Source organism: Sphingobium agrisoli, from assembly GCF_041877245.1.
Taxonomy (GTDB): Bacteria; Pseudomonadota; Alphaproteobacteria; order Sphingomonadales; family Sphingomonadaceae; genus Sphingobium.
Window position 1 is genome coordinate 197,665 of the sequence record NZ_JBHDJI010000003.1, and the last position, 10,304, is coordinate 207,968.

Annotated in this window: 11 protein-coding genes; 7 read left to right on the top strand and 4 right to left on the bottom strand. The window is 67.4% G+C overall.

Annotation, left to right across the window (positions count from 1 at the left end):
* Positions 1 to 17 precede the first annotated feature (17 nt).
* Entirely contained in the window at positions 18 to 2,351 is a 2,334-nt protein-coding gene (locus ACETPF_RS07460; protein ID WP_373933771.1) for a patatin-like protein, read from the top strand.
* Positions 2,348 to 2,851, top strand: coding sequence for a hypothetical protein (locus tag ACETPF_RS07465; protein ID WP_373933773.1), 504 nt, complete (start codon positions 2,348 to 2,350; stop codon positions 2,849 to 2,851). Before ACETPF_RS07460 ends, ACETPF_RS07465 begins: the two co-directional genes overlap by 4 nt.
* Here the strand turns inward: ACETPF_RS07465 and ACETPF_RS07470 are convergent.
* Positions 2,848 to 3,138 carry a 4a-hydroxytetrahydrobiopterin dehydratase gene (locus ACETPF_RS07470; protein ID WP_373933775.1) on the bottom strand — a complete coding sequence of 97 codons (291 nt, stop codon included), beginning with the start codon at positions 3,136 to 3,138 and terminating at the stop codon, positions 2,848 to 2,850. The genes ACETPF_RS07465 and ACETPF_RS07470 overlap by 4 nt on opposite strands.
* A 41-nt stretch (positions 3,139 to 3,179) precedes the next feature.
* Here ACETPF_RS07470 and ACETPF_RS07475 point away from each other — a divergent pair, with 41 nt between their 5' ends.
* The 3 genes from ACETPF_RS07475 to ACETPF_RS07485 are packed head-to-tail and all read left to right on the top strand — an operon-like array spanning position 3,180 to position 4,827.
* On the top strand, positions 3,180 to 3,587 hold the full coding sequence (locus ACETPF_RS07475) for a metallopeptidase family protein (protein ID WP_373933968.1): 408 nt from the start codon (positions 3,180 to 3,182) through the stop codon (positions 3,585 to 3,587).
* Positions 3,584 to 4,183, top strand: coding sequence for a heme ABC exporter ATP-binding protein CcmA (ccmA, locus tag ACETPF_RS07480; protein WP_373933776.1), 600 nt, complete (start codon positions 3,584 to 3,586; stop codon positions 4,181 to 4,183). The genes ACETPF_RS07475 and ccmA overlap by 4 nt, the downstream gene beginning before the upstream one ends.
* Positions 4,180 to 4,827, top strand: a complete 648-nt coding sequence (locus ACETPF_RS07485) for a heme exporter protein CcmB (protein WP_373933777.1) — start codon at positions 4,180 to 4,182, stop codon at positions 4,825 to 4,827. Before ccmA ends, ACETPF_RS07485 begins: the two co-directional genes overlap by 4 nt.
* Positions 4,828 to 4,830: 3 nt before the next feature.
* Here ACETPF_RS07485 and ACETPF_RS07490 read toward each other — a convergent pair whose 3' ends face one another.
* The 3 genes from ACETPF_RS07490 to ACETPF_RS07500 all read right to left on the bottom strand — a co-directional run bounded on the left by ACETPF_RS07490 (position 4,831) and on the right by ACETPF_RS07500 (position 9,154).
* The gene (locus tag ACETPF_RS07490; RefSeq protein WP_373933779.1) at positions 4,831 to 6,114 is read right to left on the bottom strand and encodes an amidohydrolase family protein; all 1,284 of its coding nucleotides are present in this window, start codon (positions 6,112 to 6,114) and stop codon (positions 4,831 to 4,833) included.
* Between the two features lie 122 nt (positions 6,115 to 6,236).
* Positions 6,237 to 7,634: an amidohydrolase gene (locus ACETPF_RS07495; protein ID WP_373933781.1), complete on the bottom strand. Its 1,398-nt coding sequence runs from the start codon at positions 7,632 to 7,634 to the stop codon at positions 6,237 to 6,239.
* Entirely contained in the window at positions 7,631 to 9,154 is a 1,524-nt protein-coding gene (locus ACETPF_RS07500) for a peptide MFS transporter (RefSeq protein ID WP_373933782.1), read from the bottom strand. The genes ACETPF_RS07495 and ACETPF_RS07500 overlap by 4 nt, the downstream gene beginning before the upstream one ends.
* A gap of 145 nt (positions 9,155 to 9,299) precedes the next feature.
* On the opposite strand from ACETPF_RS07500, the gene ACETPF_RS07505 reads away from it, so the two are divergent.
* A complete protein-coding gene (locus ACETPF_RS07505) occupies positions 9,300 to 9,878 on the top strand; it encodes a nitroreductase family protein (RefSeq protein ID WP_373933783.1) in 579 nt (192 codons plus the stop codon).
* 71 nt (positions 9,879 to 9,949) lie between these two features.
* Positions 9,950 to 10,294 carry a GntR family transcriptional regulator gene (locus ACETPF_RS07510; protein WP_373933785.1) on the top strand — a complete coding sequence of 115 codons (345 nt, stop codon included), beginning with the start codon at positions 9,950 to 9,952 and terminating at the stop codon, positions 10,292 to 10,294.
* The last annotated feature ends 10 nt before the right edge of the window (positions 10,295 to 10,304 follow it).

Here is a 10,304-nt window from a genome sequence, read left to right on the forward strand (position 1 = left end):
TCTGCGACGGTTCCTCCATGAAGGAGAGGGAGCTGCGCCTGGCGCTGGTCTGCTATGGCGGGATCAGCCTGGCGGTCTACATGCACGGCATCACCAAGGAGGTGTGGCGTCTGGCGCGGGCCAGCCGGGCCTTTCACGACCATGCGCCGCCGAGCGAAGGCAGCGAGGCGGTGTATCGCGGCGTGCTGGAGGCGATCGAGGCGCACAGCGGCATCCGGCTGCGCGTCATGCCCGACATCATCGCCGGGGCGAGCGCGGGCGGGATCAACGGCATCTTTCTGGCGCAAGCGATCGAAACCGGTCAGTCGCTGGAGCCGCTGACCGACCTGTGGCTCGACAATGCCGATGTCGACCGGCTGCTCGATCCCGATGCCCGCCCGGCACGCGCGCTTACCAAATTCTGGGCGACGCCGCTCGTCTGGATGGCGGCGCGACGGCCGGGCGATGCGGTCGAACGCACCGTCGCGCCCGACACGCGCGAGGAAGTCCGCATGAAGCTGTCCCGCTTCATCCGATCGCGCTGGTTCGAGCCGCCCTTCGGCGGCGAGATATTCACGACCATGCTGCTCGACGCTTTCGAGGCGATGGGCGTGGCGGAACGCGGCCCGCCGCTGTTGCCGGCGGGGCATCCGCTCGATCTGTTCGTCACCGTCACCGATTTTGAAGGTCATCCGCAAAGCCTCAATCTCAACAGCCCGGCGCAGGTCATTGAAACCGAGCATCGGCTGTCGATCGGCTTCCGCGCGCGTGGGCGCGACAGCCGCGCCTTCGCCGATCCCGTCGAACTCACCTTCGCCGCCCGCGCGACGGCGAGTTTTCCCGGCGCCTTCCCGCCCTTCACCGTGCGAGAGCTGGACCGGGTGCTCAAACGCCGCCACCGCAGTTGGCCGACCCGCGACGCCTTCCTCGCCCGCGCCCTGCCCCGCCACGCCGCGCGCGGCACGGCGGAGGACGCGGTGCTGATCGACGGATCGGTGCTGGCGAACGCCCCCTTCGCGCAGGCGATCGGCGCGCTCCGCAACCGGCCCTCGCGGCGGGAGGTGGACCGGCGCTTCGTCTATATCGATCCCAAGCCCGGCCATCGCTCGATCCGCCTCAACCGCGAAGGCGAGCAGGAGGACGCGCCCCAGGGCGAGGGCGCGCCGCTCCCCGGCTTTTTCCGCACCATCTTCGGCGCGCTGTCGGACATTCCGCGCGAACAGCCGATCCGCGACAATCTGGAGGCGATCGATCGCCATTCGGCGCGCATCCGCCGGATGCGGCGCATCCTCGACGCGCTGCGCCCCGGCATAGAGGCGGAGGTGGAAAGCGCGATCGGCAATATGCTGTTCCTCGACCGGCCCAACCCCGCACGCCTGTCCGCGTGGCGCGCGAAGGCGCAGCAGCGGGCGGCGAGCGCGGCGGGCTTTGCCTATCCCGCTTACGGGCACCTCAAGCTCTCGGGCATCGTCGAGGCGCTGAGCACGCTGCTGTTCCGCCTCTCCGGCGAAGACAGCGCGATGATGCGCGAAGCCTATCGCCAAGCGATCTGGGCACAGGTGCGGGCCGTCGGCGCGGACCAGCTGACCGAGGCGAGCGGCTCTGCCTCCGCTCCGGTCGCCTTCTTCCGCGCGCACGATCTCGCCTTCCGCATCCGGCGGCTGCGCTATCTGGCGCGGCGGCTGGCCGACACGCTGGAACTGGAGACGGAGGCCGACGATCCGGCGGTGCAGGCGATGCACGACGCCATCTATGGCGCGCTGGCGCTCTACGCCGAATGCGAGGAAGCGGACTTCCACGGCCCGGCCGTCATCGCGGCGGCGCAGGATGTGCCAGGCGACGCGGCCGCCGCGCTCGACGCCGTGGCGCAAGCCCGCGACCTCAAAGCGCGCGACGAGGCCGCCGACCGGATGCTCGCCGACGCCTTCGCCGCGCTGCCCAAGGCCGGGCGGCGCACCATGCTGCTCGCCTATCTCGGCTTTCCCTTCACCGACATCGCCACCCTACCGTTGCTTCAGGGTGACACTCTCGACGAATATGATCCGGTGAAGGTCGACCGCATTTCGCCCGAAGACTGCTCGGCGCTGCGCGGCGGCGGCGCCAATGCAACTTTGAAAGGTATAGAATTCAATAATTTCGGAGCCTTTTTTAGTAGGGCTTACCGGGAGAATGACTATCTCTGGGGCCGGCTGCACGGGGTCGAACGGCTTCTGGACATCGTGAATAGTGCAACACCCGTGGCAAGCCGTCTTTCCCCCGACATGGTCCGCGATTATAGGCGGGCGGCGTTTCTGGCGATCTTGGACGAGGAAGAGTCGCGATTGCCCCTCATGGGCGATCTCATCGCCAGCTTGCGGGAGGAGATCGGGTGAACGGGCGTGCAAGTCTGGGTCCGGTGGTGCTGATGCTGGCGTTGCTCGCCGGCTGCCGCGACACATCCGATGACATGGCCCAGTCCAATGCTGCGCCCGCTCCGGTCGCCGTCGCCGCGCCTCGGCCCGCGCCCCAACCGGCGCCGGTCGTTTCGGAACCCGAACCTTTGCCAGCCCGTCCGGGCCCCAAAGTGACCGTGCGCGCGCAGCCCGCCCCCTTCAATCCGCTGGACCTGCCCCCGTCGCAGAACAGCGCCAGCGTCGAGCCCTTCCCGCAGGAAGTCACCGCCTTCATGGTCGATCGCGATGGCTGCGACCATTTCCGCGGCGAGGAGCCCTATGACGCTGAACGCCGCGCCTATATTGCGGAAAATGTGGCGGAACTCTGCACCGGCACCGACGCGCGCCTCGCCCTTTTGCGCCGGCGCTATGCGGGCGATCCGTCGGTCATCGCCGCGCTCAAGGGCTATGAGGACCGGATCGAAAGCGGCGGCTACTAGGCCCCCAGCGCCTCGATCGACTTGGCCAGATAAATGTCGCGCTGCGACAGCCCACCCGCATCATGGGTGGTGAGAAGGATATCCACCCGATTGTAAACATTGGACCATTCAGGATGATGGTCCGCCTTCTCCGCCAATATCGCGACCCGGGTCATAAACCCGAAGGCGGCGTTGAAATCGGTGAAGGTGAAGCGGCGCGTTATCCCGTCCGGCTCCATCACCGGCGTCCAGAGCGGCAGGTCGGCAAGCGCGAGCGCGCGCTCTTCATCGGTCAATTTCGCGATCATGTCCCTATCCAAATCCTGGGGCTTTGGCGTATGTGGCAGCCATGTTAGCCAACGGTCAACCGCCCCGCTTCGCTCCCACCCGTGAGGAGATCGAGACGCTGGCGCTGGAGGCGCTGGGTCGCCTGCCCGCGCCCTTTGCCGAGCATCTGACCCATGTGGTTCTGTTCGTCGAGGAATTCGCGGATGAAGCGACCCTAAAGGCCATGGATCTGGAAGACCCGTTCGAACTGACCGGTCTCTATACCGGCCGCAGCGTCGGGGAGGAGGCGCAGACCGGCGACACGCCGCCCACCGTCCATCTCTACCGCCGGCCCTTGCTCGACGAATGGGTCGAAACCGGCGTCCCGCTCGACGCGCTCATCACCCATGTCGTCGTGCATGAGATCGGCCATCATTTCGGACTGTCCGACCTCGACATGCATGTGCTGGAGGATATGGTCGCGCCATGACGCCCGCGCATCTGCGCCTGTCGGACGTCGCCTGCCTGCGCGGCGGGCGGCTGCTGTTCCGGGGCGTGTCGCTGGCGCTGGAGCCGGGCGGCACGGCGCTGCTGACCGGACCTAACGGCGTCGGTAAATCCAGCCTGCTGCGGCTGTGCGCCGGCCTGCTTCGCCCCTTTGCCGGCACCATGGAGGCCGTTGGCCGCATCGCGCTCGCCGACGATCGGCTGGCGCTCGATGCCGACCGGCCGCTGCGCGATGCTCTGGGCTTCTGGGCAGCGCTGGACGGCGCGGATGTCGCGGCGGTCGCGGGATCGCTCGACGCCATGGCGCTCGCGCCGCTGGCCCAAGTCCCCGTGCGGATGCTCTCCACCGGCCAGCGCAAGCGCGCCACGCTGGCGCATGTCATCGCCAGCGGCGCGCCGATCTGGTTGCTCGACGAGCCTGGCAATGGCCTCGACACCGCCTCGCTCGACCTGCTCGGTGCGGCAATCGCCCGGCACCTCGCGGCGGGCGGCATCATCCTCGCCGCCTCGCATCAGCACCTGCCCATTGCCACGCCGGTTACGCTTTCGCTGGCCGACCATCAGGCGGAGACGGCATGAGGCTGCTCTACCTCCTCGCCGCCCGCGACCTGCGTCAGGCCTGGGCGTCAGGCGGCCTGTGGCTTCCGGTCGCCTTCCTGCTGCTCGTCGCCAGCCTTTACCCCTTCGCCGTCGGCCCGGACGCCACCGTCCTGCGGCGCACCGGCGGCGGGATGATATGGATCGCGGCGCTGCTCGCCAGCCTGCTCCCGGTCGACCGCCTCGTCGCGCCCGATGCCGACGCCGGCATCCTCGACCAGATCGCGCTGCGCGGCATCGGCGAGGAAATGCTGGTGAGCGCACGGCTCCTCGCGCACTGGTTCGGCTTCGGCCCGCCGCTGATGATCGCCACCCTGCCCGCCGCCGCCCTGCTGAAACTGGAAGGGCCGACCATCGCGACGCTGGAACTCGGCCTGCTGATCGGCACGCCGGCGCTCGCCGCGCTTGGCCTGCTGGTCGCGACCCTCACCGCCGGGCTTCGCTCCAGCGGCGCGCTCGCCGGGCTGCTTGCGCTACCGCTCGCTGTCCCGCTGCTGATCTTCGGCGCGGGGACGCTGGGCGACGGCAGCGGCGCGGCCTTCAAATTTCTCGGCGCAGCGTCGCTGCTGCTGGTGGCGATCACCCCGATCGCCGGCGGCGCGGCCATCCGCGCCGGCCGGGACTAAAGCCTACCACTCATAGGCCTTGGGCAGCGACCCCTCGGTCGGCGTGGCGTAGCGGTCGCGCAGCCGCGTCTGGCGGTTGTCGAGCGGCTGCTGCACCCCGTCGATCCACACCGCCACCGGGGCGGAGGTCATTTCCAGTGGATCGCCGTCCCACAACACCACGTCGCCCGCGCGTCCGGCCCGGAGCGATCCGAAACGATCGCCCAGCCCTATCGCCTCGGCCGGCGCGGAAGTGATCGTCCGCAGCGCCTGCCCCCAGCTGAGTCCGGTCGCCCCCGGAACCTTGGTCAGCGCGACCATATTGCCCGCCTGCTGCGTTGCCGCGCGCAGCTGCAAGGCATCGTCGCCGGTCAGCATTCCCATTGATACGCTGACCCCCGCCTTCACCAGTCGCCCGACATTGCTCTGCGTGGCAGCCAGTTTCTCGAAGCTCGACGGCAGGTCTTCAAGGCCCGCCGTGATGACCGGCACCTTGGCCGCGGCAATCTGGCTCGCCACCATCCAGCCTTCCGTCGCGCCGGCCAGGACCAGCTTCAGCGCCGAAAATTCCTGCCGCAGCGCCAGCACCGCCAGGATATCGCGCGCGCTTTCGGCATGGACCATCAGCGGCATCGCACCCGTCACGACCGGCACCAGCGCCTCGGCATCGACGCGGTTCAGCAAGGCGTCCTTGCTGTTGCCGTCATAGCTGGCGGGCGCCCTGGCGAACTCCTGCGCCTGCCGCAGCATCATGCGGAAGGTCAGGATCATCGCCGCGCGGCTGCCGCCCGCCTCGGCCGAACCCGTTTCCCCCATCTCGACATATTGGAAGGCGCGCGCCTTGGTGATGGGATTGAGGTCCGATCCCAGATCGACGACCGCGCCCTGCCCCGCAAAGATGCTGCTGCCCGTCGCCGGCGCGACCACCGCGCGGGTGATGCCGGCGGTCCGGCTGATCGCGATCGGGTTGGCGAGCGGGTTGATGACGGGCGCGACATCGATCGCGGCGGAAAAGGGCGACCGCCCGGCGCTGGTGTCGTTGGTCTCGCGCACCGCCGGCACTTCGGCCAGCCCCACGCGCGAGAAGCCCGATACGATCCCCGGCGTCACCCATTTGCCGCCCGCATCGACCGTTGTCGTTCCGGCAGGCACCGCCACGCCGGCCCCCGCCGCGACGACCCGCCCCGCGCTGATGACCACTGTCCCGCCCTTGATCGGCTCCGACCCGTCGCCGATCGCAAGGGTGGCGTTGGTGATCGCGACCGACTGGGCGAGGGCCGGGGCCGTCGCGAATCCCGCAGCTACCACAAACCAAACTGCCGTTTGTTTCGAGCAGCTTCGAGCGAAGCCGAGAAGCGTCGGTCGGGAACGGCCCGCGTCAACGGTTCTCGACAAGCCCGAACGGAAGGGAAGGATAAGCGCGTTCGTCTTCATTTCACGTCTCCCGCGCCGATCTGTCCCAGCTCGAAATCGACCACGCCGCGGCGCTTGGGGTCGGTGCTGTCATAGAGCAGCGCCCCGTCGATCCACACTTTCTCCGGCCGGGTATAGGTGCTGAACGGATTGCCATTCCACAGCACAACGTCGGCCATCTTCCCGACCTTCAGGCTGCCGGTCCGGTCGGCGATTCCCATCGCCCGCGCGGGATTGATCGCCAGCCAGGTCCAGGCCACCTCGTCGCTGATGTCGATCCCCATGCGCCGCCCCGCGCCCAGCGCCTTGGCCGCTTCTTGGTTCAGCCGCTGTATGCCGTCCTGATCGTCGCTATGGACGATGGCGCAGGCACCCGCGCGATGGACCAGCGGGACATTTTCCTTGATCCCGTCATAGGCTTCCATCTTGAAGCCGTACCAGTCGCCCCACATCGCCGAACAGATGCCGTTCTCGCGCAGCAGGTCGGCGATCTTGTAGGCTTCGACCGCATGGTGGAAAGTCGAGACCTTGTAGCCGAACTCCTTGCTCATATCGATGACGTTGGCCATCTCGTCGGCGCGATAGCAATGGTTGTGCACCAGGATCTTGCCCTCCAGCACGTCGGCCAGCGTCTCCATAGCAAGGTCACGGGTCTGGTCCTTGCCCGCCGCCCGCTTCTTCTGATATTCGCGCGCCTTGATCCAGGTCTGGCGGTTGACCGCCATATTGCCCATGCGGGTGGAAGGTTCGCGGCCCTTGCTGCCATAGACGCGCTTGGGATTTTCGCCGCACGCCATCTTCAATCCTTGCGGCGCACCGGGGAATTTCATCCCCTGCATGGTGCGCGCCGGGACATTCTTGAGCGTCACGCTGCGCCCGCCAAACAAATTGGCCGATCCCGGCAAAATCTGGAGCGAGGTGACGCCGCCATTGGCGAGCGCGCGGGTGAAGCCGGCATCCTGCGGCCATATGCTGTGTTCGGCCCAGACGTGCGGGGTGACGGGCGATGTCGCTTCATTGCCGTCCGACAGCGCATCGACGCCGGGCGAGGGATAATCGCCCAGATGGCTGTGGATGTCGATCACGCCCGGCGTCACATATTTGCCCTGCGCCTCGATCAGCAGCACGTCGGCCGGGATCGGCGTGTCCGGTCCGCCGACCGCCGTCACCTTGCCGTCCGACAGGAACACGACGCCATTGTCGATCCGTCCGCCTTCGCCGTCGAAGATCGTCGCCCCGCGCAGCACGGTCGGCCGGCCCGGATAGGGTTTGTAGGTGGACGGATAGGGGTTCTCCGGCTCGGCCGACGATCCCTGGCTGGCCGGCGCCTCCTCCTTGTCCTTCTTCGCCGCGAGCGGGCCGGCGACACCCGCCAGCAACGTCGCGACCAGCAGCATCCTGCCCGTCCTGTTCATGCCTTTTCCTCCGCGCCGATGCTGTCCAGGTGCATCATCCGTTTGACGAAGGGGGAAACGAGCAGAACCAGCCCCCCCACCACCACGGCAAACCAGCCGATCTGCGTATAAACGTCAAGCACTTGGGCCACGTCGCCCGCCTCACCGCTGCCGGTCGCGCGGGCGATCAGCCCAGCGATGAAATTGCCCGCCGCCATCGCGAGAAACCAGGTGCCCATGACCAGCCCCACCATCGAAGAGACCGACAGCCGCGTCATGGCCGACAGGCCCACGGGCGAGAAGCAGAGTTCCGCCATGGTGTGGAACAGGTAGATCAGGAATACGAAGAGCACCGGGGTCAGGCTCTCCCCCGCCATAGCCGCGCCCGCCACCAGCACCAGGAACCCAGCGCCGCACAGGATGAGGCCGATGCCGAACTTCGCCGGCGAGGACGGCTCCAGCCGGCGCTTGTCGAGGATCGTCCAGAGCACGGCGAACAGCGGGGCGAGCAGGATGATGAAGATCGAATTGACCGACTGGAACAGCGATGCCGGCACCTCCCACCCCAGGATCGCGCGATCGACATTGCGGTCGGTGAAGATGTTGAGCGACGACCCGGTCTGCTCGAACAACCCCCAGAACAGCGGGTTGAGCGCGATCAGGAACAGCGCGGCGAACATCCGGTCGCGCTCGACGCGCCGCAGCGTCATGACGCTGCGCCAGACGATGTAGATCAGCGTCGCGGCGGCGAAGATCAGCAGCGCATAGCCCAGCAATTCGGCGTAGCGGATCACCAGCCAGATCGCGAGAACCCCCAGCGCCGCGCCAAGATAGATGGTCCATTCGCGCGACAGGCCGGTCCCGGTGCGTTCGCGCAGCACTTGCGGCGCTGGCGGCTCGCCCTTGCCGAGCAGCCATGGCTTCAGCCACACGAACCCCGCAAGACCCAGCAGCATCCCAACGCCCGCCGCGCCGAAGCCCCAGCTCCATCCCCATAGCTCGCCCAGCAGCCCGCAGACGATGGGCCCCAGCATCCCGCCCATGTTGATCCCCATGTAGAAGATCGAATAGGCCGGGTCGCGCCGGGCATCGTCGCGCGGATAGAGTTCGCCCACCAGCACCGAGACATTGGCCTTGAGGAACCCGGTGCCCACGATGATGCTGGCGAGCGCCAGATAGAAGCCGTTGAGGAAGAAGGGCTGCTGCCCGCCCGGCCCTTCGGTGATGGCGATCAGGAAGTGGCCGATGGCGATGAACACGCCGCCAGCCGTCACCGCCTTGCGCGGTCCCAGGAACCGGTCGGACAGATAGCCGCCGATGACCGGCGTGATATAGACCAGCGAAGTGTAGGCCCCATAGAGCAGATAGGCCTTGTCCTCGCCGAACAGGAAATGCTTGGTCAGGTAGAAAATCAGGATGGCGCGCATCCCGTAATAGGAGAAACGCTCCCACATTTCCGCGAAGAAGAGCAGATACAGCCCGCGCGGATGGCCGAGCCAGGTCTTGCCTGCCTCGCCCGCAACGCTATCCGAAGTCGCCATCCGGCACCCTTTATATGTGTTCTGTGTCGGCCCTCCGCGATCGGCGGCCGCATGATGGGCGCAGCCTAGAACCATGTGGATCATCCTGTCAAAAGGCGCGGTGCGCCCTTGCGTCGCTGGGCCGCCCGCGCCATGTCTGGCCGCGATGTTCAACGATCGCTCCACCCCGCTCTCGCTCCTCCAGACCCGTCGTTCGGGCAAGCCGCGCGACCTGATCGCGCCCGGCCCGGACGACGCGCAGCTGCGCCAGATTTTGGAGGTGGCGCTCCGCACCCCCGATCATGGCAAGCTCGCGCCGTGGCGCTTCGTCATCGTGCCGCAGGACCGGCGCACGGCGCTCGCCGCGCTGCTGGAGGCCGCCTATCGCGCCGAAAAGCCGGACGCGGGACGGCTCGAGATCGAATCGATGCATCAATTCGCGCATCAGGCGCCAACCCTTGTGGTCGCCCTGTCGGCGCCGGTCGCGGGCAGCAAGATACCTGTGTGGGAACAGCAATTGTCGGTCGGCGCGGCGATCATGAACCTGCTCCACGCCACCCATGCGCTGGGCTTCGCTGGCGGCTGGCTCACCGGCTGGCCGACCTACAATGCGGATGTGCGCGCCGCTTTCGCCCGCGATGGCGAGGCGATCGCCGGCTTCATCTTCATCGGCACGCCTGGCCGTCCGCAGGAAGAGCGCCCCCGGCCAGATTATGACTCGATCGTTTCGGTGTGGGACAGATAATTACCCAGACAAATGGATCGGCGTAATTTGCAAACTTGACCCGCATGGCTGTATTATGGCACTGATGCACTATGGCCGACGACTCCAAACCCGTCTATCTCCGCTTGCGGGAGATCATAGCCGCTTCGATCCTGGACGGGGAATTCGCCGATGGCGACCTGCTTCCTTCCGTGCGCGCCTTCGCCGCGACGCAGGGCGCGAACCCGCTGACCGTCGCCAAGGCCTATCAGAGCTTTCAGGATGACGGCATAGTCGTGGTGAAGCGGGGCGTGGGCATGTTCGTCGCCAACGGCGCGACCCGCCGCCTGCGCGAAGCCGAACGCGAGCGTTTTCTCGAAACCGTCTGGCCCCCCGTGGCCGCCCAGATGCGCCGCCTTGGCCTCCGTCCCGCCGACCTGGACCTGGCGAAGGCGTAAGGCGCCCTCC

Coding starts and splice junctions, on each gene's coding strand:
- ACETPF_RS07500 (WP_373933782.1), bottom strand. CDS start 9,154: ATGGCGACTTCGGATAGCGTTGCGGGCGAGGCAGGCAAGACCTGGCTC.
- ACETPF_RS07510 (WP_373933785.1), top strand. CDS start 9,950: ATGGCCGACGACTCCAAACCCGTCTATCTCCGCTTGCGGGAGATCATA.
- ACETPF_RS07485 (WP_373933777.1), top strand. CDS start 4,180: ATGAGGCTGCTCTACCTCCTCGCCGCCCGCGACCTGCGTCAGGCCTGG.
- ACETPF_RS07495 (WP_373933781.1), bottom strand. CDS start 7,634: ATGAACAGGACGGGCAGGATGCTGCTGGTCGCGACGTTGCTGGCGGGT.
- ACETPF_RS07475 (WP_373933968.1), top strand. CDS start 3,180: ATGTTAGCCAACGGTCAACCGCCCCGCTTCGCTCCCACCCGTGAGGAG.
- ACETPF_RS07460 (WP_373933771.1), top strand. CDS start 18: ATGAAGGAGAGGGAGCTGCGCCTGGCGCTGGTCTGCTATGGCGGGATC.
- ACETPF_RS07505 (WP_373933783.1), top strand. CDS start 9,300: ATGTTCAACGATCGCTCCACCCCGCTCTCGCTCCTCCAGACCCGTCGT.
- ACETPF_RS07470 (WP_373933775.1), bottom strand. CDS start 3,138: ATGATCGCGAAATTGACCGATGAAGAGCGCGCGCTCGCGCTTGCCGAC.
- ccmA (WP_373933776.1), top strand. CDS start 3,584: ATGACGCCCGCGCATCTGCGCCTGTCGGACGTCGCCTGCCTGCGCGGC.